This is a genomic window from Ferrovibrio sp. GW821-FHT12B10, assembly GCF_058807515.1.
In genome coordinates, this window is the sequence record NZ_JBXAQT010000001.1 from 1102787 (window position 1) to 1128240 (window position 25454).

The following is a 25454-nucleotide window of genomic DNA, read 5'->3' on the forward strand; positions in this document are numbered from 1 at the left end:
TCAGGCGGCCAGAAGATCATGCCAGGCGTCGACGTTGGCCAACTGCCAGAAGAACATCATGTGGTTTTCGCGCGGCTCATCCGACGCCATGATGGCTTGGTGTTCTTCGGCCAGACGAATGACTTCCGGAACATTATAAACGCCGCGCTCGCGGAAGCGTTGCGAATGCAACAGGTCCATCAACTGGTCACGGCCGGCACCCGAAAACCACACATGCGCCGGGGCATTCCAGCCGGTCTTCTTAATGCGAGTGCGGGTTTCTTCAGGCAGGATGCCCTGCATTGCCTTGCGCAGCAAAATCTTGGTGACACCATCGCGGATTTTCAGCGATCCCGGCACGCGGAACATGAACTCCACTAGACGGTGATCGAAGAATGGTGCGTAGTTCTCCAAGCCGAAGGCCGCACTCTGCCGATCCTGGGCCCGCAGGCAGCAAGGCGCCGTTTCGCTGGTCAGGTCTTGGTAGGAGCGCGACTTCAGATAACTGGCGAAGGGGGCCTCCATCAGTGGCACAAAGCTGTCGATCGGGAAAAAATCCTTGCTCAGGGCACCGTAATAGCGCCGCATGCGCCGCTCGTCAGGCAAGCAGCGCCCTGGCGCAGACTGATCGGTGCAACGCGCGAGGGTTTCCATCGCGACCGCGGTGTTCTTCTTAAAGATTGGATGATCGTGATGATGCGCCCAGGCATCGATCTCGCGTTGCAGCTCGACGTCGCGTTTTGCCTGCTTCAGATCGGCAAAATGGAAGAAGAAATATTCGTATTCGCCGGCATTGAGCTCGTCGCCGCCAAGGCCACCGAACAGGGCATCATGACCGGCCTTGGCCACTTGTTCGCATAGCAAGAAGTGCGACAGCCAGGTCGCCGTGGCAACAGGTTCGTCACTGGCATCGACCATGCGCCGGATGGTGCCGAAAACATCCGGATTATCGACCAGGACCGGATTCCACTTCGACACCGTGCTATCCAGCATGCTGCGGATTTCGTCGGTCTCGTCATAGGTCTTATCGGAATAGACGGTGGAGTAGGCCACCTGCTTTTCGCCCCGGGACTTGGCGGCGCAGGCCATCACCGAAGAGGAATCCATGCCACCTGACAGCGTGAAGGCCGCATTGCGGGTCTTGTCGAGCCGCATGGCGACTGCATCGCGTAGCAGGTCGCGGTAGCGCTCGGCCAGCATCTCTTCGCTGTCAGTCCAGTCGGGCGCATCCTGCAACCGCCAATACTGGCCGATCTGCGCCTTGCCATTCCGCAGACGCAACCAGTGCCCGCCAGGCAGCTGGGCGATGGCCTGATAGGGCGATTCCGTCGGACGGTTATCGATATAGCGGTAATGCGAAGCTGCGAAAACCGCAGCAAAGCGGCGATTGACGGACGGATCGACGCCCGGAATGGCCAGCAGGCTGCGCGGCCGCGAGGCAAAGGCGAACAAGCCCGGCTGATCGACGTAATACAGCGGCTTGATGGCCAGGCGGTCGCGGCCGAGCCAAAGCGTATCTTCGTCCCGGTCATAGAGCGCAATCGCGAAATCGCCGTTGATGGCCTCCAGCATCTTTTCGAAGCCATGCCGACGATACAGCGCGGCAATCACGGCGGCGTCGCCCCCGGCCTGGCCGGTCTCGGCCGCATTGAAGACGGCGCCGTCACAGACCACGGCGATGCGCTCATCACTGTAGTGACACCGGCCGGGCACGGCCGTCACGGCAGCCAATGTCATCGCCGGGAAATCCGCAACCACATGGTCGGGCATGACGCCGGCGGCAAACCCGCTGCGCGCAGCGACAGCCATACGGTTGACGAGATCGGGGTCGCGACGGCTCAGTCCTAGGATACGGGTCATATTGGTCTCGGATCAGTTACGACGCACGGCTTCGGCAAACTGCCACCAGTGCGGATAGCCAACGACATCCTGCGGCGCGCCACCTGTGTATTCGTCGGTATGGAAGCGAACGGCATAGCCATAACCTTCGATGAACGCCGCGAGCTCAGCCTTGTCATAGGTGTTGACATGCACGTTCAGACTGACATCAGGGTCGAGCGTGGCATCTTTGACGTAAGTATAGCGGCTGAAATCGGCGATCGACTCCCGCAGCACAACCGTTTTGCGGGCCGCGAGCAGCAAGCGCTCGAGCGGTTTATGATAATTGTCAATATTCGATAGCACATTGATACAGACGACGTGATCGACCTCGGCTGAGAGGTCCTCAATTCGCATATTGATCAACCGCTCCGGCGCCAGACCGTATTGCGGCAGGATGCCGCGGCCAATATCGAGCAACGGCGCGGCGGCGTCGATGCCGTAATACTCAACCAGTAGGCCGCGCTTGCGCAGGGAATGGTAGAAGTATCCACTGCCGCAACCGACATCCAGCAGGGTGTCACCCGCAGCCAGATGCGGCTCCAGCAGGTCGACGGCTTGCCGATGCGCCGTCATCTCTTCGCTTTCCAGGCGGCAACGGCGCGCGTAATGCTCGCGCACAATCGCACTGTGCTCCCAGATACTGAAGCGGTGCCAGCCATCGGCACGAATCATGCGCGAGTACCGCAGAGAATGAAAGCGGAAGCCATGAAATAGCCGCGCCAGTCTTCCGCCTCTTCCATAGCGACGCTTTCGCGCAGGAAGAACTCCTTGGCATGTGAGGCCAGCATCGGTGGTAGGGCGTGGAAGTGATAGAACAGCACCCGCACATCCTTGAAACCGGCAGCCTGGAAACGATCGCGCTCCACCAGCGGATTATGGGTGCGCGACAACACCTCATCATAGCCCGGCTCGTCAGCCTTGCCGCGACGGATCGGCGGCAGGTCCATGCGGAACTGGGTCTTCAGCGCTTCCAGGGCGGTTTCAATCTGCGGGCGCTGGTCGCCGGCGCGCGCCAGCAGATCGTTGCTGCGGACCAGCTCTTCGGTCACGAACTGATAGGACGGCCGGTTCATGGTAAACAGACTGAACAGCTGGTTGCGCGCCTCGATCAGAACCCGGCCACCCGGCCGTACGGCAGCATGCATGTTCGCATACAGGGTCTGGTCGTCCGCCGCGGCGATATGCGGCATGACGCCAACGCAAACGGCGCAATCATAGGGCTTGCTGTCGCCACCCTGATGGTAGGCCGCCTTGTCGAGGACGCTGCCCTGCCAGATGCGTGCCGGATCGAGCTTCTTTTCGGCAAAAACCCGCTTGGCCTCTGCGATCATTTCACTGGTGAGATCGAAGCCGTAAAGCTCGCAGTTGTCGTCGGTCATGTGGCGCAGGAAGGAGGCCGGACCACAGCCGGCATCCAGCACGCGCGATGGCTTGCTTTCCAGGATCAGGCGGCGCAGCAGGTCGATGTGAATCGGCGGATAAGGTGCATCCGGGCCGTAGTAATCGCTGTAATAACTGGTGCCCCAGGTGGAGTAGCAGCGCTGGATTGCCTCTTCGATGCGCTGACGCTGATTGTCTTGGTCACTCATGATCTGTCCTGTCTGGGCACCGCGCCCGGTGTCGGAATGCAGAAGGCACGCAGGGTGTATTTTGTGCTCGGCTCCTGCAGACGCTCGAGCAGCAGCGGCGTGAAGCCGGCACGGTCCAACAACATGGACAGCGACGTCATGCTGAACACATGCAAATGCTCGATGAAGAACTCCTCCCGCGCGGCGCCAGATCGGGCGGCCACCTCGCCATCGGGAAGCTCGATATAGACGACCCCGCCGGGTGCCAGCACCGTATGGACGCGCCGCAGCATCGCAACCGGATCCGGCACATGCTCCAGCACCTTGTTCAGGGTCACGACATCGTAGTGGCCGATATCCGCCTGGGTATTGAAGTCGCCACAGAGCACCGTCACGCCGACCACATCGCGGATATGCTGGGCTGCGCGTGCGTCCGGGTCCAGCGCCGTGCAGGCCCAGCCGGCCTTCTTCACCGCATAGGGGAAGACGCCAAGACCGGACCCGATGTCGAGCAGGCGGGGCACGGTTCCGGCCGGGAAGTAAGCGGCGGCAAAATCCTGAAGGCGGCGGATGCGATGAGCATTGTCCGAGCGCTCGGGCGGCAGGGCGATGATGCGGCGGAAGGTCGCCTCCATGCCTGCCGCATTGCCATAGGTGGCGTTGGCATAGTCACCTGTATAATCGGTGGCTACGGTCATGGCATGGCGGGACACGTAATGGCGCGACCGCTCGAACTGCCAGACCTCGCGCCGATACGCCTCTCCGGCAACGCGCTTGAAACCGACTTCACCCGGTGGAGGCGCATCATAGTGGAACACCAAAGCCGCCGCGGTCTCTCCAGAAATCGGGCAGCGGTCGGGACGCAGATCAGTCATCGCGGCGCATCCGGCTATCCAGGTTCTGCAGCGCTTCCTGGCTGTCCAGCCAGCTCACGATCTGCAGCGGCTCTCCATCGACATATTCCTGGAAGCCGGCCTCATGGCCGCGCTCGACCAGCATAACGAAATACCGCTCATGCCTGTTCTTCACCAGCACAGCCCGCAGATCAAAGCTGGCCAGTCGCCCGTTCAGCGACGGTGTGGCGTAAAAGCCCCATGATTTCCGCGTGACATCGTATTCCTTGCCGCTGTCGGTGACGAAGGTCACCTGCTCATCCGCCGCGAGGTGAATGCTGCCGCAATCGCTGATGATGCCCTTCTTGTCGTAACCGACTTCGAACTGGCGCGGCGGGTTTTTCTGGTCGAATTTCATGATGCGACTCCGTTGCTCATGCCCAGCGCCAGTCGGGGATCAGGAAATCCCGGATTTTCCAGACGCCGCCATCGCGATACCAGATATCGTGGTTGCGGAAATCCTCGCAGATTGCGTTGAAGGTGCTCACGGAAATCTGCAGAAAATGGCAAAGCTTCTCGATATCGCCCTGCGGGGTCTCGTCGCCGCGCCCACGCACGATATCGACGGCCTCGGCGCGCGTCATGCGGCCATTGCGGATTTCCAGTGACAGGTTGTCGTAGAGCCGTGTGAAACCGAACTTGTACCATTTCAGCCAGTGATGGACGGAAATGAAGTCGTCGTCGATATCGGCGTAATCGTACAGACCGGTGCGGGCACCCTGGGGGTCGACCTTAAAGCCATGGGCCGCCGCCACCGCCCGCGTCATGTCCGGATCCCATTCGAAATAGTAGCCGAGGAACACGGCCAGCAGACCCGCCTCTTCCAATTCCTGTTCGCTGGGGCCGAAATAGGGCGTCAGGTCCTTTTCGGTCAACTCCGGCGACACCCAATCTCGTGCCGTGGTGCCATGCGTGACGCCATGCTTTTTCAGCCAGGCGGCATCCAGGCGGAAGCCGGTGCGTTCGGCCTCGGTCCCGCCATATTCAAAGGCCGAATTCTCGCCCCAGATGATCAACGGGATATTCAGTCGCGTCGCAATGCGCGCGGGAATGGCGAAGATCGCCGTGTGCATCGGAATGGCCGTGGTGCCATAGCGCTTGAACGACGTCAGCGTGAAGTTCCGCTCAACGACCGGCGAAATGCTGTAATCAATATGGTCGACGCCCAGGTTGATCAGATTGTCCAGATTGCGGGTGCCGATCCCGGTGCGACCCGGCGGGCGCCAGGTGACAGTAAGGGGCTTGAGGCCATATTCCAGGCATTTCACCACCTGCCAGGTGCTGTCCTTGCCGCCGCTGACTGGGATCAGACAGTCATAGCCCTTGCTGCGCGCCTTGGCATTCTCGACCACGGCGCGGAACGCTTTCTCTCGGCTTCCCCAGTCTATGACCTTCTTGGTCGCATGCGATTCACACGCATTGCAGATGCCCTCGGCATTGAGCGTCAGGTTGGGTCGCGTATCGGGCAGAATGCAGCGCTGGCAGTATCTCATGTCACACCGTCTAACCCGCGAACTCTTCCAGGAACATCTTGCAGTTCACGAAGTAGAACAGGAATTTGCTTTCGCTGTTCGGCAGGTTTGTTTTTTCCAGCAACGCCGCGATCTTTTTCCGATCCACATGATCGTAGATCGGGCTGTCGTCGAGCAGATACGCCCGCGTATCGGCCGAAGCGACATCTAGCAGGTCGAGAATGGGTGCGTTGAACCCGACCTTGCGGCGATTGTCGACAATGGCGTCGGGCGCAATGCCGCGGATGGCCTCGCGCAACACGGCCTTGGCCTTGCCGTCACGGATCAGGTGCTTGGTCGGAATGCTGGTGCTGAATTCAAACAGAGGCCGGTCGAGGAACGGCGAACGGTTCTCGATCGAGTAATACATCGCGTTCAGGTCGTCTTCGTGCAGGATGACCGGGACCGACTCGTGGAACAGCTCGTTCATCATGCGGCTGCGCAACAGGGTCTGAGCGTAAACCTTCTCTGCAAACGACTCATGCCAAGGCTTATGCAGGTATCGGGCGAATTCGTCGGCATCCAGGAAAATGTGGTCGCGGAAAGCCGGGTCGCGCACAAACAGCTCCGGATCGCCCAGATACGGGTTGCGCACAATGGGCTTGATATGCTCCTGCCAGTTCTTCAGGGACTGGGCATGCAAAGCCTTGTCGCCATGCACGGCGGCCAAATAGGCATTATGGTGGTCGTAGTAACCACTGAACAGCTCATCCGCAGCCGTGCCGCTGATCGAGATGCGATAGCCGGCCGCGCCGATCTGCTGGGTCAACAGCCATTGGGCGTAATAGGTGACAGTATAGATCGGCGCATCGTGATAGCGGATCTGGGTGCGCAGGCGCTCCAGGAAATTACTCGGATCCAGCGGCACTGGTGTATGCCGCACGCCCAACTCACGCACGGCTATATCGATCATGTCGGATTCTTCGTAGCGCGCATCCGTGTTCACGATCGTAAAGCCATGCACATCGTAATTCAAAATACGCTTGGCGATGCTGATCAGCGCCACGGAGTCGACGCCGCCGCTCATGCAGAAGGCCAGCGGCACATCGGCGCGCAACCGCAGCTCCATCGAACGGATCAGGCGTTCGCGAGTGCCGGCAACCGCCTCTTCGAAGCTCATCTCCTGCTCTTCACGGCCGGCCCGGCTCCAGTATGCCGTCCGGGTTTCCTTGCCATCGCCACTGAACGTCGCCAGCACACCAGGCGGCAGCTCCTCCACTCCGGCAAAGAAGCCCGCACCAGACTTGTAGAGAGCCTTGTATCCGTTGACGAGATAACGCCAGAGATGGTCGTAGTTGATTGTGAGTTTGCGGCCTGACAGGGCCGCCAGGAACTTGATTTCCGAGCCGAAATAGACGCCGGTTTCATCTTTCAGCAGATAGAGCGGCTTTTCGCCGAAGCGGTCGCGGCTGAGCGTCAGACGGCCGGTCTTTTCGCTGTAATGGGCAAAGGCCCACATGCCCTCGCAGCGGTCCAGGACATCCCAACCGAAATCCTCGATACCCGCCAGCAGGACTTCCGTATCGGACTGGGTGCGCAGCGTGCGGCCATGACGCAGCAGCTCTTCGCGCCGCTCGATATAATTGTATATCTCGCCGTTGAAAGCGATCCAGCCGTCATCGACCTGCATGGGCTGAATCGAGCGCTCTTCCAGATCAATGATGGAGAGGCGGCTGTGGAGCAGATAGGCCTTGGCACCATCCGGCGTGGTCCAGTTCCGCGCCTCCTGGTGGTCCGGACCACGGCGCTGCATCAGCTTGAGGCAGGCCTCCACGCGCCCCTGCGGGAGAGTCTCACGCCCGAAATACCCGGCAATGCCACACATCAGTCTATATCTCCTGCCTGGAAGATATGATGGCGGTCGACATCGACGCGCAGACGGCGGCCGATCAGCTTTCCAGCCTGATCCGGTGAAAGGCCATTGGCGGGACGGATGAAATCAAGGTCGCTGGCCTGCAGCACGGTGCCGGCCTTTATCGGCGCCATGGCCACAATGCTGCGACGGACCAGATCACGCGTGGCGCCATCCGGCAGGGTATCCCGCTCGCCAGTACCGAGCATGGCATCCATGCCGTGTACGATCTCCGCCAACCGCTTCAGTTCCGCCGGCTCGGCCGACAGGGCATGATCCCGGAAGGCCGAATGCTGCTTGTTCAGGGTGAAATGCTTTTCGATGATGCGGGCGCCCAGTGCCAGCGCTGCCGTGGATGCGGTCAGCCCCATCGTATGGTCTGAATAACCAACACTGAGATTCAGCATCTTGGCCATATGCGGTATGGCCAGAAGGTTGGCCTGTTCTTCAGTGGTGGGATACAGACTGACACAATGAAGAAGTGCCAATTGGTCCGCCAGCTTTACCGATGCCGGCAGCGCCTGCGCCACCACCTCGGTTGCACGGCGGATTTCCGCCAGCGTCGACATACCGGTAGACAAGACAATCGGTTTTCCGAATTTAGCCGCCGTGGTCAGCATCTGATCGAAGTTCAGGTCGCCGGATGCGATTTTGATCACATCGAGCAATCCTTCGAATGCGACCAGCGTGTCGCAGTCGAAAATCGAAGCCATGAACACCCGCCCCCGCGACCGGACCCGCTCGCCAACAGCGGCAAAATCCTCACGCTTCAGGCGGAACCGGCCCAGCTGAGCAATGCGCTCAGTCTGCGCAATGTTGGCAACCCGGGGCGGGTCCATCAATTGCAACTTGATGATGTCGGCGCCGGCCTCGATGGCTGCCTCGGCCAGCTCCATGGCCAGACCCGGGTCACCTTCATGGTTATGGCCGATCTCGGCAATCAGGATGCGCTGGCGAGCAAGGTCGAGCGGGCCGAATTTCATGATGCGATCTTTCCGTGATGCACGTGGGCATGTAGGACATGGGCCGCCGCCGCGATTCTGAACCCGCAGGTCTCATACAGGCGGAGCGAGGGAATATTGACAACCTGCGTTCCGACCCGCAGGCAGGTGGTGACATCTTTCCACGCGGCAATGAAATGCTGCACCAGGGCCTGGCCGATACCATGACGCGCGGATTGCGGATCAACGCCGATCAGGTCGATGACGGCGGTTTTGCCGCCATCCGTCACCAGAGCCGCAAGGAAGCCCTCGGTCACGCCATTGCGCCCGGCAGTATAGAGCGCCGCACCGCGCGTGCCGCGGGCATAGCTCTCGATCCAGGCCTGCTTGATGCGATTGGCCAGCACGTCCGGGAATAATGGGTCGAGATGGAACCGGGAATACCGGAAGCTACGGCCCGCGAGCGCCACGGCTGCCGCAGCCTGCTCTGGCGCGGCAACGGACACCTGGATGTCCGACGCCGGGATAGGAGCGGCACTCCGGTATTCCAGCGTCAAGGCTGTATCGACGATGCGGAACCCCTGCCGGACCATTTGCGTGGCCATGTCGATCTGCTCGGTCGGGAGACGAAGATAAAAGAACGCCTGCTCCCCATCCGCCGCATCCAGAAGCAGGTCGGGGACGCCCTCCGCTTGGGTTGCCAGGCTGTCAGGCACGCGAAAACACGGCCGCCCGCAAACAGCGGACAACCATTCATCTCGAACCATATCGCGTGCCGCAGCCATCCCGACGCGATGTCCGTCAGCGGTTAGTCTGGAAGTAACGCGGATGCCGTTTGGCCATTTCCTTATACCAATTGATGTATTTCACAAAACCCACATCCAAAGGATTTTCCGGCTTGTAGCCCAGGATGCGCTTGGCCTTCTCGATCGACAGCGTGCCGCGCTCGGGCATCAGGGCATCGCGCGGCTGATACTTCACATCGATGCCGGGGAAATGCTCGCGCACAATGTCAGCCATCTCGTTCAGGCTGCGGGCGCCGCCGAAGGTCAGGTTGAAGGTTTCGTTGCGCGCCTCAGGCGTGATGATACAGCGCAGGATGCCCTGTACCAGGTCGCCGATATAGGTGAAATCGAGGCCGTCGGTGCCATCCCCATTAATGCTGAGCGGCAGGCCGCGCAGGGCGTTTTCGATGAAGGCCTGGCCAACACGCCGACTGACGCAGCGCTCACCGTAAAGGGCCGAAGGCCGCACGATGGTATAGGGTGTGCCGAAAACCTGATTATGCGCGATGACCAGCTTTTCGCCACCGTACTTCAGGGCACCATAGATGCCCATCGGTTCGCAATGCCGTTCTTCGGTGACAGCCTCGCCTTCGAAGTTGCCATAAACCATCGAGGACGAGAAATAGATGAAGTGACGGTTCTTGTCGCGCGCGATATCGAGAGCGTTCTCCAGCGTGCGGAAGCTGTGATCGAAGGTGGTGTAGGGATCTTTGTTCGACCGGTTGGCATGGGCAATGGCCGCCAGCTGCACGATGACATCGGCGTCGATGTCGGTCAGGGCGCGCGACAGGATGTGATAGTCGCGCGCATCCACGATATGCAGCGGGATATTCGCTTCCCGCATCGCCGCCAGGCGTTCGTAGATCAGCTCGACATACAGCTCCTTGTTCGGATCGTTCGAGGCATTGGTGAAAGCGCCCAGGTTGTTCACCTGCAGGCAGTCGATCACATGGGGGTCAGCGCCATGCTTGCGCAGTTCGAGCGCAATGTTATGGCCGATGAAGCCCGCGCCACCGATCAGGGCAACGCGCTTACCACGCAGTTTTTCGTAGTTCATACCACCCGCTCCGTAATCGTTTTGACGGCTTTTGCGATGTAATCCATGTCTTCAACGTCGAGATGCGGGCCGACCGGCAAAGCGATCGACTGATCGCTGATCCGGGCCGCATTCGGATACCGCCCCAGGTCCTCGTTATATTTCTCCCGATAATAAATCAGTCGGGGGATCGGATGGGGGTAATAGACGCTGGTGCCGATGCCGGCGGCATTCAGCTGCGTCGCCACTTCGGTCCGCTTGCCAGCCAGGCGGCCGTCAAGAACGATGGTCAGGCAGTAATGACTGTTGACCTGATCCGGGCCGGTCACGTCCAGGATGCTGACATCTGCGATTCCCGTCAGGCCGGCCTTCAGCGCGGCGAAGTTTTCCTGGCGCTTCTGCAGGATGATGTCGATCCGCTTGAGCTGCTCGCGGCCGATGGCCGAATTGATGTCGCTGAGGCGGTAGTTGATACCGAGTGTCGGCACGTCATACACGCCGGCGACCGAACGCTCGGAGAAGCTACGATCCACACCGAAGGCGCGGGCCTTGGCCACCTTCTGCGTCAGATCGGCATGCCGCGAGGCGAACATGCCACCATCGCCAGTCGTGATGTGCTTGACCGGATAGAAGGAGAAGATCGCGGCATCGCCGAACAGGCCGGCATGCTTGCCCTTGATCTTCGTGCCAATGGCCAACGCGCAATCCTCGATCACCTTCAGGCCATGCTTGTTGGCGATGGCCATGATACCCGGCATGTCGCAGGGAATTCCCAGGAAATGGACGATGCCGATGGCCTTGGTGCGCGGCGTCACCAGCGAGGCGACCATGTCGACATCGATATTGCCCGTCGCCTTGTCGCAATCGGCAAAGACCGGCCGACCGCCCATGACTTCGACGGCATGCACAGTTGCGACATGGGTCTGCGCCGGTACAATGACCTCGTCGCCCGGCCCGATGCCGAGCTGCCAGTAGGCCAGATGCAGCGCGGCCATGCCGGAGCTGACAGTCAGGCAATGGGCGCCGTCGCCCATGAAAGCGGCGAATTCGCTCTCGAAGGCATGGGCCTGCGGACCATGCGTCAGCACGTCGCCGGCCAGCACGTCCAGTACCGCCTTCCGCTCAGCGTCGGTGATCCAGGGCTTGCCGAAGGGGATTTTGCGCGTTGTCGTTGTCATGCGTAAGTCACCGTTTCCGTGGTCCCGTTCTTCATGGCCTTGTCGCAGGTAATGGCAACACTGATGCTATCCAGTGTGGCCATGAGGTCGCCGCTGTCCAATTGGGGACCGCGACGGATGCCGGCGACGAAATCAGGTATCAGAACACCCTTGGCGACCGGCAGTGTGGCCTGGGGCAGGCGCGTGGCCGTCACAGCCGGGTCGCGCGTCTCGCACAACCGCGGGCCGGCATCGTCAAGAATGAAGGTCTTCCGGGTTCCGAAGATGCGCATGGCATGCTGATGGCGGTGGACGCATCCGAAATTCGCAGTGATTCGCCCAATCATACCGCTGTCGAACAGCATCGTCGCGGCTGAAAAATCGTTATTGGGAAAACCTGTGCCCCGCGTACTGATGGCGTTGCCCACGGATGCGATCTGCCGGGGGCGCTGGCCGGTGAGCCACAGCATCAGGTCGATCAGGTGGATGCCCCCGCCCAGCATGACGGAGTAATCGTCGGAATCCTTGCGCCAGCCCTCGGTGATTTTGTGCAGCCGGCCATACAGATAATCGCCATCGAAGGCGTAGATCTCACCAAATGCCCCAGCCGCAATCTCCTGCCGCAGCCAGCGATAGATCTCGGCGCCGCGCAGAACCAGATTGCTGCCCAGATGCAGGCGATTGCCAGCCTCATTGAGCCGGCGCCGAATCTGGCCAAGCTCGGCTTCGGTGCGGCAGAGCGGCTTCTCGACGAAAACGTGTTTGCCCGCAGCCAGGGCCCGCATGACCTGGTCGTAATGGGCCTCGTCGAACGAGCAGATCGACAGGATATCGACATCGGGCCGGTCCAGGATGGCCTGGAAATCGGCAACGGCCTCACTACCCTCGAAGAGGCCGGCCAGCCGGCGCGCCTTTTCTTGATCAAGGTCGCACAGCACCCGGACCCGGCAATCGCCGAGCGCGGCATAGGCGCGCGCATGCTGCTCGCCGATGCCCAGGCCGATAACGGCCACGCCAAGCGGGGGAGCCGCGCCGCTCATGGCTCGACCACCGCCAGCGCGCCGAAACCCGAAAGCGAGTCAGGCGCCGTACGCACCAGATCCTGCACCGCGCGCAAATCATCCAGCGTATCCACAACCAGGCGGCGGTCCGCCTGGGTCGCGTCGCTGCAGATCACGCTGCGCAGACGGTAACGTCCTGCATTCCGATAGAAGTGCACGGTGACATGCTCCTGCTCGTCCGGCGCCAGCGCCTCGGCATCCAGGGCCAGCAGGCTGGCGGTGCGGATGCATTCGACGCTCTGGCCCGGCGGAAAGGTACGGCGGACCACATTGGAAACCAGATCACAATCATCGGAGGCAAACTCTGTTATGCGGGCGATGAGCGACCCGTCGATGACCGGGCTGTCCCCGGAGATGCGGATAATCCATGCGCTGGGATGCTGGCGGGCACAATCCTGGAAGCGTCGCAGTACATTGTCGAGATCGCCGCGAAAAACCGGCAGGCCGAGCTTGGTTGCGCCATAAAGCGCCAGCGGATCGTCGGTCGCGTCTATACTGGTCAGAAGGACCACCTTGTCGCGCAGGCCGGCCGCAGCCAGGCGATTGACGACATTCGCCACCAGCGGCAGGCCGACAAAAGGTGCCAGCATCTTGCCCGGAAAGCGCTGCGAACTCATGCGCGCCTGGATGAAGATTTTAAAATCCGTCATCGCCGTCACGCTGCCAGCCGCTCGAGAATCTCGGCATGCCGGGCGACATAGTGGTCCCAGGAAAACATCGTGCTGCGCTCTCGCGCCGCATCCGAAAGCTGACGTCGGCGCGACAGGGCGTCGACGATCGCATCCGCCAGCATCGCGGGCTCGACCGGCACCTGACGGTCCCAGCGATCTTCGACGTCCAGCGCGATGCCTGCCTCGCCGACAAGCTCGGGCGTGCCGCCGGAATTCGAATAGACATGCGGCAGGCCGAAATGCAGGCGCTCGATCACCGCATTCGGGCAAGGATCCTTGTATTTCAGATGCAGCGCGATATCGGCCCGGGCCAGCAGCGCCGGCAAATCCTGCATGCGGTATTCGCCATGCCATTCGCAGGCACCGGCAGCCTCGAGTTCGGCCAAATCGCGGCGACATTCCTGGAACCACGCAGCCTCACGCGTTTCGGCATCGATGCGGCCGGCCAGCAGCAGGCGCGGCGCCACGCGGCCAGACCGCTGGTGTAGCAAGCGGAAGGCCTGTAGCGCCGGGCGGAGAATGTGCTCTGCATCGGGGGTGAAGACCGCCGACAGCCAGCAGCTGCGGCCATCACCGGCATTTCCGCCTGCATGCTGCGGCAGCATAGGCACGGCGTTGTGCAGCACTTCATAATTGGCCGGTACATACCCGGTCAGCGCCTTGCCGGCCTCGAGGCAGAAACGCGATTGGAACAGCACATAATCGGCAACCTGCTGCGTCGCCACCAGCTGGCGGTTCGCCGCTTCCCAGTCGCCGCGGAACCAGCCGGGATAGAACCAGCCGTTCTGGTTGAAGACGAGCGGAATCCCGCTCTGCTTGCGGAAACGGGCCGCAGCGGCCAGCGAAGGCGCATTCCAGCCCGACTGCGCATAAATCAGGTTCGGTGCGAAAGGATGATTGCCAAACGCCTCGATCATGCGCCGGGTGCGCACATTCGGACCGCCGACAGCACCACGCACAAAACCCCAGAACGGCCGAGGACGACGCGAGCGCGGCATGAGTCGCGACAGACCGAGGCCCGGCGTGAACATCAAAGGGCGCAGCGCGTTACGCAGCCGGCGCATGCGCAGCCCCCGTGCCATCCGTTGCCGGAGAGCATTTCACGTAGAATTCGCCCCAGCGCCGCTCCAGCACATCAATAGACCAGCCCGCCGCCTGCAGTTCGGACCGCAGCTCCGTTTCGCTGTGCTCGATGTAATGAGTGGCATCGCTGCGCCATTCCAACCCTAGCTCGCGGCGATAGGTCGGCCACCAGTCCCGGTCGATCGCCGGCACACGGACCAGCAGCACGCGGCTGTAGCGGTGGAGCGCCTTCAGCAACCCCACACGGTCATCCACATGCTCCAACACATTCGAGAGCACGGCGGCATCGTAACTGTTCGACGGGGCATAGCTGGTCGCGTCGCCTTGCACGAAATCGATGTTGCCGGCAGCATGATGCTGGCGCGCAAAAGCGCAGACCCTGGCGTCGATTTCCAGCCCGGTGACATGGCGGGCCTTTGCCGCCAGCTTCTTGGCCACCACGCCCGGACCAGATCCCACATCCAGCACTGTCATCTCAGGCCCGATATGGCGCAGGAAGAACTGCTCGTACTGCATGATCCGGTGCTTGGGGTGCACGCCGCCATGCTGGCGCGTCACCAGAAGGTTGGCGAGCGACAGGAACATATCGGCCAGATGGATATACAGCGGAATCAGCACTGACGGGCTCAGACGCAGCAGTCCCGCATGCAGCAGGCGCAGCGGCAGGGGCATCGGCTTCACGACAGGCAGCGGCACGTCATATCACCTTCAGCGGCGACCCGAAGCGGGCCAGCAGGCGCGCGCGCACCGCCTTCAGACCGTCCATGCCGCGCTCGCCCAGGCAGGCGCGCACCGCAAGGCGCCACTCTTCCGCATCACGCGGCAGGATGGGATGCGCCAGCATCTGCAGCAGGATGGCGCGCAATGAAAGATTCGGACGACGCAGAACCCGCTTGCGCAGGTCGGCATCGCGGCGCAGGTCCGCGGCAGCGGCAGCGGAGAGACCATAGCGGACAACATGCGCGGCGAGCGCGCGGTCGATCAGATCACAGGCCGCCTCGACCGCAGACACGGCAGCCGGCTGCGGCCGTGTGAAATACACCAGCGCCGCGGCCTCGGCCGAAACCTCTTCGCCCAGCACGTATTCGAACAGGATGCGGGAAACCTGGCGCGCCATGCCGAGCTGCACCTCGGCCTGGCTGCCGGAAACGCTCGCCGCATGAACACGGTAACGCAGCAATGCCTCAGGCAGGTTCACCACCGTCGCATGCAGCGCCAGCAGGCCGAACAGCAGATAGTCTTCGGAATAATGACTGACCACCGGTGGCAGACGATCCGACGGCCGCGCCCAATCCGGCACCACGCCATATCGCAGGCCCATGCCGGCCAACATGGCGCGACGGACCATGATGGTGGGATGATTGACCTGGTTGGCGAAATGCTGCCGCCAGCGCAGCAGATGCGGTTTGGTCACCGCGTGGGCAACCGCACCACGGCCATTTCCATCGTCGAAACGGATCATGCCGCTGCCGGCCAGAATCACATCGGGATGCGCATCGAGATAAGCCACCTGAACAGCCAGCCGGTCGGGCAGCGCGATGTCATCGGCATCCATACGCGCCACCAGCTCACCGCGCGCCTCATCCAGGCCGCGATTCAGCGTGGCTGCCAGCCGCATGTTCTGCGGGTTGCGCAGATAACGGATACGCGGATCACTATAGCCGGCGATGATCTTTTCAGTGCCATCGGTCGAGCCGTCATCGACGATCAGCAGCTCGAAATCGACAAAGCTCTGCGCCAGAATACTGTCGATGGCCGCTGCAATATGGCGCTCGGCATTGTAGGCCGGCATCAAGACGGTGACGCGCGGCGTCATGCCCGCACCATCCGGCTTTCCCAGGCGAGCGCGCTGGCAATCATATCGTTAAGGCCGACATGCGAGGCCGACCAGCCGATCTCGTCGGCGATCAGGGTCGGATCAGCGACTAGGATCGCGGGATCGCCGGCGCGGCGCCCCATGATGTCGACAGGAATGCGACGACCGCTGACCGCCTCGACCGCGGCGATCACTTCCAGCACCGAGAAACCCTGGCCATTGCCGCAGTTGTAGCAGACGTTCCGGCCGGCGCCGCGGATATGCTCGAACACGCCGATATGTGCGGCAGCCAGATCGCTGACATGCAGATAGTCGCGGATGCAGCTGCCGTCAGGCGTTGCATAATCATTGCCAAAGACCGCCATGCGATCGCGCTTGCCCACCGCCACCTGGCAGGCAATGCGGATCAGATGCGTCACCTGCGGGCTGCTCTGCCCTGTCCGTCCGGCAGCATCGGCGCCGGCAACATTGAAATAGCGCAGCAGGGCATAGTGCATGCCAGACACCCGCGCGATATCCGCCAGCATCTGCTCTGCCATCAGTTTCGAACGGCCATAGGGACTGATTGGATTGAGGGCCGCCGTTTCCGGAATGCGTGAGACCCCGGGCAGACCGTAGACCGCAGCCGAAGACGAGAAGACGACATGCCCGACGCCCTGCGTCGCGCAAGCTTCAAACAGCACGAGACTGGCGGCCGCGTTGACGCGGTAGTAGCGCGCCGGCTGCTCCATCGATTCGGCAACACTGACCAGCCCGGCCAGATGGACCACGCCATCGGGCTGGAAATCGCGCAGCAGGCCGGAGACCAGCCTGGCATCGCCGACATCACCGACCACCAGCCGGGCATTGGCGGGCAGGTTGGCCGCCACGCCGGCGGACAGATCGTCCAGGACCACGACCTCGTAACCGGCAGCCAGCGCCGCATACACGACATGGCTGCCGATATAGCCGGCGCCCCCCGTGACGAGAAGGCGCCCTCCGACGGTGGTCGGCATGGCGGGATGGGTGCTGCTGGACATGATCAGTGGACTGATTAATCCGGGATCGTGCGGTTTTCTATTGCTACCGCAGGACAGGTGCCCGGGCCCCTGTCCTCTGCCTTTCGACAGTCTTGGGGTGCAGCCCGCATATGGATGCGATTCGGTGTTGCCGTCCCCGTGAATTTGGTACCACGTTCACAGGGTGAACGTCAATGATTAGCGTATTTCCGCTATTTTCTGCCCTCACACCCCGGGCAGGGCAGGCTGGACGGGAGGGCCTAGACGATGCCGGCGCTGGTGCCGGCCGCCTTGGGGCGGCGTGCTGCCATCGCAGCCCGGTAGCCGCTCTCCCGGAAGGCTCCGATCGGGTCGATCGCGCCGCCGGCCCGGTACCGCGCCATGGCCAGAAGCGGCCCGACATCGGTCTGATAGCCGCGCCGCAGGGTCTCCAGCGCCATCACCGCATCATTGGCGTCCTGATGGCCATGCAGCGCCGTCCGGTCGACCAGCAGCGCCTGGGCATAGGCGCGCAGGATTTCGCGGCTGCTGACGATCAGGCTCTCGACCGGATCAGTCACGTTGTGGGACTGGTCCATCATGTAGGCCGGCGGCGGCTTCAGGGCGCCCGCCTTTTCGGCATCGACAAGTTCGTTGAATACCAGGAACAGGCGGAATGGATCGATCGAGCCGCTGTCGAGATCGTCGTCGCCATACTTGCTGTCGTTGAAATGGAAGCCCCCCAGCTTGGAAAACTGGATCAGGCGCGCCACGATCATCTCGATATTGGTGGTCGGCGCGTGATGGCCGAGATCCACCAGACAGCGGGCTTTTTCGCCCAGAATCTGTGCGCAGGCAAAGCTGGTGCCCCAGTCGCCGATAACTGTCGAATAGAAGGCCGGCTCGTAGAGCTTGTGTTCCAGCAGGATGGTCCAGTCGGCCGGCAGGGCGGCGTAGACTTTCGCCATGCTGTCGAGGTACCGCTCCAGTGATTTGCGAAAATGCTGCTGACCGGGGAAATTCGAACCGTCCGCGATCCAGACCGTCAGCGCCTTCGAGCCCAGAACCTCGCCATGGCGGATGCAATCAATATTGTGCTGGATCGCCAGGTCCCGCACCGCCGAATCGCTGTGGCTGAGGCTGCCGAACTTGTAGGACAGCGTCTGGCCCGGCTGGTCCTGGAAGGTGTTGGAATTGACCGCGTCGAAGCCGAGTCCCAGTGCATCGGCCTGCTCTTTCAGGCCTTTGAAATCCGCGGTTCGGTCCCAAGGGAAATGCAGCGACACCAGCGGCGTCGACCGGCCAAGCTGCTGGATGACCGCGCAGTCCTGCAGCTTCTCTTCAACATTGCGTGGTTCGCCGGCAATCGGGAAACGCGCAAACCGGGTGCCCCCCACGCCGACACCCCAGGACGGGATTGCCAGCTTAAGAGACTGTAATTCAACGAGAATCTTTTCAACATCGATACCCGACTTGGCCAACTGGGCGCCAAGTGCGTGGTACGAATCCTGCAAATCAGGCAGCAGTCTGCGGTTATAGGCGTCCAGCTGCGTTTCGAAGGCGGGCACGTAGTTCATCGGGCCGGTAAACCTGCAGAATAAGTAAGTAATTCAGTATTAGATTTGCTTTTCGCCATCTTGTATAGGGGGGGCCGGAATGTTAAACGCCCTGCACTGGCGCGCAGCGGCCGCGAGGGGAAGACGCGTAACCGGGGCAGCCCGGCAGCGAGCGTTAAGAACGAAAGCGACGGCTCGGAATACATGTCCACACATTGCATTTGGATCGTGACACCGGATGGAGATTCGCGTGCTCATGGCCTTGATGAGGTTGCAGAATCCCTGAGCTACGGTTTTCAGGCGCTGGGCCATGACTTCCCCATCGTCCGCCGGCGCGAGGATGTGATCGGCCGCCCCGTCGTGCTGGGCTGCAATCTGCTGACCGGCGATGCCGCCTCGATCATTCCCTCCGATGCCGTGCTGTTCAACTTCGAGCAGATCTACGACGAAAGCCCTTGGCTGACGGAAACCTATCTTACCCAGCTGCGGAACCACGAAGTCTGGGACTACAGCCGGCTGAACATCGCCCGCCTGAACGGCATGGGCGTCAAGAACATCCATTTCTGCGGCATCGGCTATGTGCCGCAACTGACCCGCATCGAGAAGACCGAACAGGATATCGACGTCCTGATGTATGGCCTGCGCAGCGAGCGTCGCGTCGCCATCATGGATGGGCTGGAAAAGCGCGGCCGCAAGGTGGTGTTCCTCAACGGCGTCTATGGTGCCGACCGCGATGCCTACATCGCCCGCTCGAAGATCGTGCTGAACATCCATCATTATGCTGCGCGCATATTCGAGATCGTGCGCGTCTCGTATCTGCTGTCGAACGAGAAGTTCGTCATTTCCGAGCCTGGTGCCGACCACCAGCTGGAAGACCCCTATCGCGACGGCATTGTCTTCGCGCCGTACAAGACCGTGATCGAGACCTGCGAGCATTACCTCGACAATCCTGACAAGCTGAAGACTGTGGCCAGGAACGGCTTCAACCTGTTCCGCTCGAAGCTTCAGAAAGATTATCTGTCGGGCCTGATCAGTGCCTAGGCTTTGCGGCAGGATCGATTGCAGGCTTCTGCGTTCGATCTCCCGGAGAGCGGAATGACGGCCACCTCTCCTATCGATCGTATTCAGCTTGTGGTGCCGATGGCCGGCTTCGGCGAACGGTTCCGCCGGGCCGGCTACGATGTACCCAAGCCGCTGATCGATGTCGACGGGCGGCCGATGATCGCCCATGTCCTGGACCAGTTCATCGGCATCGAATCCCCGCTGCTGATCTGCAATGCCGATCATCTCGCCGATCCCGCCTATGACATGGCCGCGCGATTGACCCGCTGCCGGCCGCAGGCCGATATCGTTGGCATTCCGTCGCACAAACTGGGGCCGGTGCAGTCCGTGCTGGCTGCCGCCGATCATATCGACGACGACCGCCCGGTCATCGTCACCTACTGTGACTGCGTGTCCATCTTCGACTGGCAACGCTTGCTGGCCATGATCGCGGATGGCCCGGACGGCGTCATTCCCGCCTATCGTGACTTCCACCCGCACCTGCGCCGCTCGATGTTTCACGCCTATATTCGCGAGGATGGCGGGCATGTCACTGACATCCAGGAAAAGAAGCCCTTCACCGACGACCCGATGCACGAATATGCATCCAGCGGCATCTACTACTTCGCTTCTGGCGCGCTGCTCAAGCGCGCCTGTCAGACCCTCGTCGACCGCAATGCCATCGTCCTCGGCGAATACTTCATCAGCATGGCCTACAAGCCGCTGCTCGAAGAAGGCCGCGACATCCGTATCTTCGAGATTCCGCATTTCCTGAACTGGGGAACGCCCGAGGATTTCGCCGACTATCGCTCCTGGCATCGCGCCTTCGCCCGCATGGTCGAACCGCGGCAGGACACCCGGCAGACCGGCACGCTGTTGATGCCGATGGCCGGCCTAGGCCAGCGCTTCGCGGACCGCGGCTACACAACCATCAAGCCACTGATCCCGGTCTCGGGTGTGCCGATGGCCGTGCAGGCCACGCAGGCTATGCCGACAGCGGAGCATGAAATCTTCGTCCTGCGCGCCGATATGTCGGGGCGTGATGCACTGGAGGCCAGCCTGAAGGCGCGCTTCCCACAGGCGCGCATCCATACCCTCGACGCGGTGACCGATGGCCAGGCCCGCACCTGCGTCGCGGCCCTGGGCAACAGCGCCCCGGAAACGCCGCTGACCATCGCGGCTTGCGATTCAGCTGTACTGTTCGATGCCGACCGCTTCCAGGCGTTGATGGCGGATGCCAGCGTCGATGCGATCGTTTGGACCGGCCGGGCGCTGCCCTATGTCGATCTCAGCGCGAAGTCCTATAGCTGGGTCGAGGCCGACGGCGATATCTGCCGTCGCGTATCGGTCAAGCAGGCACTGGGCGACCCGACCAAGGATCCGGTCGTGCTGGGTGCCTTCACCTTCCGCCGTACCGCCGATTTCCTCGACGCCGCCAACCGCATGTTCGCGCTCGATCAGCGGGTTGGCGGTGAATTCTATGTCGATGCCTGCATCAACACCGCCATTGAAAACGGCCTGTCGGTGCGCATCCTGGATGTCGATGCCTTCCTCAACTGGGGCACACCCGAGGATCTCGATACCTTCCTGTACTGGCAGGCCTGCTTCCATCGCTGGGCCGGACACCCCTATGATGTCGCCCGCGACCCCATGATTCCGGCCAAGGCCCGCGCCGATGTGCTGGCCGGCTTTCCGAACTGGTAGGCAGGCAAGACGTGAAGAATCTGCAGGGCGAGATCGGACGCTTCATCGTGGTGGGCCTGCTCACCGTGGGGCTGGATTTCGTCTGCTACCTGCTGCTGCTTAACCTGACCGACGCCGTCGTGCCCTCCAAGATCGCCAGCTTCCTGCTCGGCGGCCTGTTCAGCTATGCCGCCAACAAGCGCTTCACCTTCCGCATCACCCACGGCGGCAGCCGGCTGCTGCGCTCCTACGCGGTCTTCCTGGTCAGCCTTGGCGTCAACTCCGCCATCAACTATGCGATCCTGCTGCCCACTGAGCGTGGTCCCGTGGCCATCGTATTTGCCTTTGTCATTGCCACCGGCGTATCGGCGACCATGAATTTCATCGGTATGCGCCACTGGGTCTTTGCCGATGCCGACAAGCCGGCAAAGCGCGCATGAAACTGTCGTTGGTCATCCCCTGCTACAACGAAGCCGGCAACCTGCCGGCACTGATCGCCCGCTGCGAGGATGCCATCGCGGCCGCCGGCGGGCCGTCGACCATGGAAGTGCTGCTGGTCGACAACGGCTCCACCGACGGCACGCGCGCGCTGCTGACCGAAAAACTCGCGGGTCGCGCGGGCCTGCGGATGGTGCCGGTCGACCGCAACCAGGGCTACGGCTTCGGCATCTGGAGCGGCCTGCAGGCCGCCGATGGCGACATCCTCGGCTGGACCCATGCCGACATGCAGACCGATCCCATGGATGCCGTGACAGCCCTGAATCTGTTCCGCGGCATGGAGCAGCCCGAACGCGGTTTCGTGAAAGGCCTGCGGCGCCATCGGCCGGCCGGCGACCTGTTCTTCACCTGGGCGATGGCGGTGTTCGAGACCTGCCTGCTGCGCCTGCCGCTGCGTGACATCAATGCCCAACCAACTGTGATGCCGCGTAGCTTCGTGCAGAGTTGGAAATCGCCGCCGTCCGACTTCTCCTTCGACCTCTTCGCCTATTACACTGCCCGTCGCGACAATCTGTCGGTGGTTCGGTTCCCCGTCGATTTCGGTGTGCGCCTGTCCGGCGTGTCGAGCTGGAATGTCGACTGGACCTCGAAATTCCGCCTGATCCGCCGCACCATGGCCTATAGCTGGCGTCTGTTCAGGAACAAGAGGTAACGCGATGATCCTGGTTTCCCATCGCCGCAACACTATCGAGCAGCTGCGTGAAACGCCGGCCGAGTTCGGCGTCGAGGTCGATATTCGCAGCCAGGGCTCCAGGCTGATCATCCACCACGACGCCTTCGTTGACGGCCTGTCGTTTACCGACTGGCTCGAGCATTACCGCCACCGCCTGATCATCCTGAACGTCAAGGAAGAAGGCCTGGAGGATGCCGTGCTCGCCTGCATGAAACAGCGCGGGATCGAGGACTTCTTCTTCCTCGACCAGTCCTTCCCCTTCCTGATCCGCACGGTGCGGCAGAAAGAGTCGCGTGTTGCTATCCGCTATTCGGAATATGAATCGATCGATACCGCCATGAGCCTGGCCGGCAAAATCGACTGGGTCTGGGTCGATTGTTTCACGCACCTGCCGCTCGATGCCGCTGCCGCCGCGAAATTCCGCGACGCCCGCATCAAGACCTGCATCGTCTCGCCCGAACTGCACGGGCGCGATGGCCAGGTGGAAATTCCGGTGATGCGCAAGATGCTGGCGGCCGAGGGCGTCACCCCCGATGCCGTCTGCACGAAGATGCCCGCGCTCTGGAGCTGACCGGAATTCAGGTCTGGTCGATTACGGCTTCGGCTCGGCCGTCACGTCGTTGACGAACTGCCGGATCGCACTGATATCCTCGGCCAACTTCTTCTTCCGCTCCGGATCCATGCGGGTCACGGCTTCAGCCAGCTTGCCGATGCCACTGTACAGGGTGTTCGACGCCGCCGTGGTCATCGCATAGCGGATGTCGAGCAGCGGCACGACCGTGATGGTAAGCGCGAAAAACAGCAACGACAGGGCCAGCATCACGATCGAGGTCTTGCGCAAACGCCGGTTCAGGCCCTCCACCCGCTGCAGCTTGGCCACCTTGGCGACCGGGTCACGACCCTCGCCCAGCAGCCCGTCGATCTCGGCGATCTGGGCCTCCAGCTTGGCATAGGCCTCTGCTGCCGTGCCGCCGCTCGCCGACAGCGACAGTTCCGGAATGCGGCAGAGAAAGACCTTGCCGTCGGTATCGATGCTGACGCGCATGGCAGAGGGCGGCACGGAGCCGCCGCCCAGCAGATCGCTGACGCCGGTCAGAGCGTTGGTGGTCTTCATGATCTCAGTCTCCCGTCCGCCAATGTCGTATCACCCCTTCCGGCACGGAAAGGGCATCTGTTTTCCGCAGGCGCTGTCCGGTCAATCCGGCCAGCAGTTCGCTTTTCACCATGGCCTCTCCCGGCGCCGGCCTGTACCAGCCGTCGGCAGCGCGTGCCGGCAAAGGATCACCGATCTTCCATGTGAAGATATCCTGTTCGAGCAGGCCCTGGCGGCCCTGCCGCACATGATAGTTCGGCAGTGACAGGTCGAGACTGCGCGGTATGAACAGCACCAGGAGGCCGGCACAGACCAGCAGCGGCGCAACCAGCGAGCGGCGCTCGGCGGCCCAGACCGACAACACGGCGGCGCTCAGCGCTGCGGCCAGCAGCGGACCATGCGCCTGGTGCATCGCAGTGATGCCGTTACGGACCCACAGAAAACCGGCAAGGGAAACGACCGCATAGGCCGCGAGCACCATGCCCATCTTGGCCTGGTCCATGGCCGGACGGGCACTGTCGGCCGAGAAGAAGCGCCGGCCGAGCTGATGTAGGCCGATAAAGCTGACGAGATAGTATTTGGTGGTGTTGAGCATGAGCAGCAGCAGGGCGGTCAGCAGTGACGTCTCGCCGAACCACGCCATGATCTGCCGCACCACTGGATCGGAAAGGGTCCAGCCGGTCACGCCATTCATGGCTTCCTGCGCTGCCGCACCGGGCAGGCCGCGATAGATGGTCAGGCCGAGATCCTGTCCCTGATAGGGCGGCGGCGGCACCGTCCATGAAAAGACCACCGCGACAGCAAAGCAGAGATACAGGATGACCAGGGGCTTGCTGACCTGCCGCCAGAATACCGCCGCGGCAAACAACGCAGCCAGAAACGCGGAATAAAAGATCGGCCCCTTGGCGCAGCACAGCATGAACAGCAGCAGCACGAAAACCTGCGGCGTCTCCTGCCGGCGCATCAGCGTCGACACGATGCCAAACAGCAGCAAGACGTAGAAATACGACGAGATCGTCATGCTGTAGTTGATCTCTTCGCCGTAGATCGTGAAGACCGCCAGACAGACAAGCAGGACAGGCAGGAAGCGGCGGCGGACCAGCGGTCGCAGGAACAGGAAGACGCAGACCGTCAGCAGGAAATGGCGTACTGCCGCCATATCGACCAGTGTCGGGGTTTTCAGCGGCGCTGCCAGCGCCGCCAGGATACCGCTGGAGAAATGATGGAAGCTGGCCATCGTCTCCGGGTAATAGGTGAACAAGCGCAGCGAACCGGAATAATCGGCCCGCAGCATCTCGAGAGCCGGGCTGAAATACAGAATGTCATGCGGTTCGAAGACGTAATAGACAGGCGCGAAGAAGCGCATCATCCAGATCACGACGACCAGCAACAGCCCGTCCCACAAGCGCTCGACCGTCAGCGTGCTGGCGTCCCTTGCCGCCGCCGCGATCCGCTGCCGGGCGAGGTACAGGCCCGCGGCGCCCAGCAGCGCCAGACCGAGCAGAACCGGCTTGACCAGCGCCGGCGCGAACACGGCAAGGATATTGGTGAGGATACCGGCATTGCCCAGGCCCAGCAGGACGGCCGTCAGCAGGGTCTGTGCGCCCAGGGCATATCCGGTACCGGCATACAGCAGCAACATGCCGGTAAAAATCAGGTATTCTATAAGCATAGAGGGGTCCGGAAGTATGAACGGCCT

The 25454-nt window shown here is 61.9% G+C and carries 25 protein-coding genes; 5 read left to right on the top strand and 20 right to left on the bottom strand.

Annotation, left to right across the window (positions count from 1 at the left end; all coding sequences use genetic code 11):
• The 18 genes from AC1RRT_RS05575 to rhaI all read right to left on the bottom strand — a co-directional run bounded on the left by AC1RRT_RS05575 (position 1) and on the right by rhaI (position 18788).
• Positions 1-1839, bottom strand: a complete 1839-nt coding sequence (locus tag AC1RRT_RS05575; RefSeq protein WP_493012790.1) for an asparagine synthetase B family protein — start codon at positions 1837-1839, stop codon at positions 1-3.
• A 12-nt stretch (positions 1840-1851) separates the two neighbouring features.
• Positions 1852-2532 (bottom strand): class I SAM-dependent methyltransferase, encoded by a 681-nt coding sequence (locus tag AC1RRT_RS05580; protein ID WP_493012791.1) that lies wholly within the window; start codon positions 2530-2532, stop codon positions 1852-1854.
• Entirely contained in the window at positions 2529-3449 is a 921-nt protein-coding gene (locus AC1RRT_RS05585; RefSeq protein ID WP_493012792.1) for a class I SAM-dependent methyltransferase, read from the bottom strand. Before AC1RRT_RS05585 ends, AC1RRT_RS05580 begins: the two co-directional genes overlap by 4 nt.
• On the bottom strand, positions 3446-4303 hold the full coding sequence (locus AC1RRT_RS05590; protein ID WP_493012793.1) for a class I SAM-dependent methyltransferase: 858 nt from the start codon (positions 4301-4303) through the stop codon (positions 3446-3448). The genes AC1RRT_RS05585 and AC1RRT_RS05590 overlap by 4 nt, the downstream gene beginning before the upstream one ends.
• Positions 4296-4679 carry a hypothetical protein gene (locus AC1RRT_RS05595; RefSeq protein WP_493012794.1) on the bottom strand — a complete coding sequence of 128 codons (384 nt, stop codon included), beginning with the start codon at positions 4677-4679 and terminating at the stop codon, positions 4296-4298. Before AC1RRT_RS05595 ends, AC1RRT_RS05590 begins: the two co-directional genes overlap by 8 nt.
• Before the next feature lie 16 nt (positions 4680-4695).
• The gene (locus tag AC1RRT_RS05600; protein WP_493012795.1) at positions 4696-5814 is read right to left on the bottom strand and encodes an N-acetyl sugar amidotransferase; all 1119 of its coding nucleotides are present in this window, start codon (positions 5812-5814) and stop codon (positions 4696-4698) included.
• Between the two features lie 10 nt (positions 5815-5824).
• Positions 5825-7657, bottom strand: a complete 1833-nt coding sequence (gene asnB, locus AC1RRT_RS05605; protein WP_493012796.1) for an asparagine synthase (glutamine-hydrolyzing) — start codon at positions 7655-7657, stop codon at positions 5825-5827.
• Positions 7657-8580 (bottom strand): N-acetylneuraminate synthase family protein, encoded by a 924-nt coding sequence (locus AC1RRT_RS05610; RefSeq protein WP_493012797.1) that lies wholly within the window; start codon positions 8578-8580, stop codon positions 7657-7659. The genes asnB and AC1RRT_RS05610 overlap by 1 nt, the downstream gene beginning before the upstream one ends.
• 83 nt (positions 8581-8663) lie before the next feature.
• On the bottom strand, positions 8664-9410 hold the full coding sequence (locus AC1RRT_RS05615; RefSeq protein WP_493012798.1) for a GNAT family N-acetyltransferase: 747 nt from the start codon (positions 9408-9410) through the stop codon (positions 8664-8666).
• Positions 9411-9426: 16 nt separating this feature from the next.
• Positions 9427-10467: an NAD-dependent epimerase/dehydratase family protein gene (locus tag AC1RRT_RS05620; protein WP_493012799.1), complete on the bottom strand. Its 1041-nt coding sequence runs from the start codon at positions 10465-10467 to the stop codon at positions 9427-9429.
• Positions 10464-11624 (bottom strand): DegT/DnrJ/EryC1/StrS family aminotransferase, encoded by a 1161-nt coding sequence (locus AC1RRT_RS05625; protein ID WP_493012800.1) that lies wholly within the window; start codon positions 11622-11624, stop codon positions 10464-10466. The genes AC1RRT_RS05620 and AC1RRT_RS05625 overlap by 4 nt, the downstream gene beginning before the upstream one ends.
• Complete coding sequence (locus tag AC1RRT_RS05630) at positions 11621-12643, bottom strand: Gfo/Idh/MocA family protein (RefSeq protein WP_493012801.1); 1023 nt, start codon at positions 12641-12643, stop codon at positions 11621-11623. Before AC1RRT_RS05630 ends, AC1RRT_RS05625 begins: the two co-directional genes overlap by 4 nt.
• Positions 12640-13314: a cytidylyltransferase domain-containing protein gene (locus tag AC1RRT_RS05635; RefSeq protein WP_493012802.1), complete on the bottom strand. Its 675-nt coding sequence runs from the start codon at positions 13312-13314 to the stop codon at positions 12640-12642. Before AC1RRT_RS05635 ends, AC1RRT_RS05630 begins: the two co-directional genes overlap by 4 nt.
• A 5-nt stretch (positions 13315-13319) precedes the next feature.
• Positions 13320-14399 (bottom strand): glycosyltransferase family 4 protein, encoded by a 1080-nt coding sequence (locus AC1RRT_RS05640; RefSeq protein ID WP_493012803.1) that lies wholly within the window; start codon positions 14397-14399, stop codon positions 13320-13322.
• A complete protein-coding gene (locus AC1RRT_RS05645) occupies positions 14383-15114 on the bottom strand; it encodes a class I SAM-dependent methyltransferase (RefSeq protein WP_493012804.1) in 732 nt (243 codons plus the stop codon). The genes AC1RRT_RS05640 and AC1RRT_RS05645 overlap by 17 nt, the downstream gene beginning before the upstream one ends.
• Before the next feature lies 1 nt (position 15115).
• Complete coding sequence (locus tag AC1RRT_RS05650) at positions 15116-16234, bottom strand: glycosyltransferase family 2 protein (RefSeq protein ID WP_493012805.1); 1119 nt, start codon at positions 16232-16234, stop codon at positions 15116-15118.
• The gene (gene galE / locus AC1RRT_RS05655; RefSeq protein ID WP_493012806.1) at positions 16231-17253 is read right to left on the bottom strand and encodes a UDP-glucose 4-epimerase GalE; all 1023 of its coding nucleotides are present in this window, start codon (positions 17251-17253) and stop codon (positions 16231-16233) included. The genes AC1RRT_RS05650 and galE overlap by 4 nt, the downstream gene beginning before the upstream one ends.
• 239 nt (positions 17254-17492) lie before the next feature.
• On the bottom strand, positions 17493-18788 hold the full coding sequence (rhaI, locus tag AC1RRT_RS05660) for an L-rhamnose catabolism isomerase (RefSeq protein ID WP_493012807.1): 1296 nt from the start codon (positions 18786-18788) through the stop codon (positions 17493-17495).
• Positions 18789-18995: 207 nt separating this feature from the next.
• Between rhaI and AC1RRT_RS05665 the strand changes: the two genes are divergently transcribed.
• The 5 genes from AC1RRT_RS05665 to AC1RRT_RS05685 are packed head-to-tail and all read left to right on the top strand — an operon-like array spanning position 18996 to position 23233.
• Positions 18996-19808, top strand: coding sequence for a glycosyltransferase family protein (locus AC1RRT_RS05665; RefSeq protein ID WP_493012808.1), 813 nt, complete (start codon positions 18996-18998; stop codon positions 19806-19808).
• Between the two features lie 54 nt (positions 19809-19862).
• Positions 19863-21512: an NTP transferase domain-containing protein gene (locus AC1RRT_RS05670; protein ID WP_493012809.1), complete on the top strand. Its 1650-nt coding sequence runs from the start codon at positions 19863-19865 to the stop codon at positions 21510-21512.
• A gap of 11 nt (positions 21513-21523) precedes the next feature.
• The gene (locus AC1RRT_RS05675; protein WP_493012810.1) at positions 21524-21931 is read left to right on the top strand and encodes a GtrA family protein; all 408 of its coding nucleotides are present in this window, start codon (positions 21524-21526) and stop codon (positions 21929-21931) included.
• Positions 21928-22641, top strand: coding sequence for a glycosyltransferase family 2 protein (locus tag AC1RRT_RS05680; RefSeq protein ID WP_493012811.1), 714 nt, complete (start codon positions 21928-21930; stop codon positions 22639-22641). The genes AC1RRT_RS05675 and AC1RRT_RS05680 overlap by 4 nt, the downstream gene beginning before the upstream one ends.
• A gap of 4 nt (positions 22642-22645) precedes the next feature.
• On the top strand, positions 22646-23233 hold the full coding sequence (locus AC1RRT_RS05685; protein ID WP_493012812.1) for a PI-PLC domain-containing protein: 588 nt from the start codon (positions 22646-22648) through the stop codon (positions 23231-23233).
• 21 nt (positions 23234-23254) lie between these two features.
• On the opposite strand, the gene AC1RRT_RS05690 is transcribed toward AC1RRT_RS05685, so the two are convergent.
• Positions 23255-23776 (bottom strand): hypothetical protein, encoded by a 522-nt coding sequence (locus AC1RRT_RS05690; protein WP_493012813.1) that lies wholly within the window; start codon positions 23774-23776, stop codon positions 23255-23257.
• A 4-nt stretch (positions 23777-23780) separates the two neighbouring features.
• Positions 23781-25427, bottom strand: coding sequence for a hypothetical protein (locus tag AC1RRT_RS05695; protein WP_493012814.1), 1647 nt, complete (start codon positions 25425-25427; stop codon positions 23781-23783).
• Positions 25428-25454 lie beyond the last annotated feature (27 nt).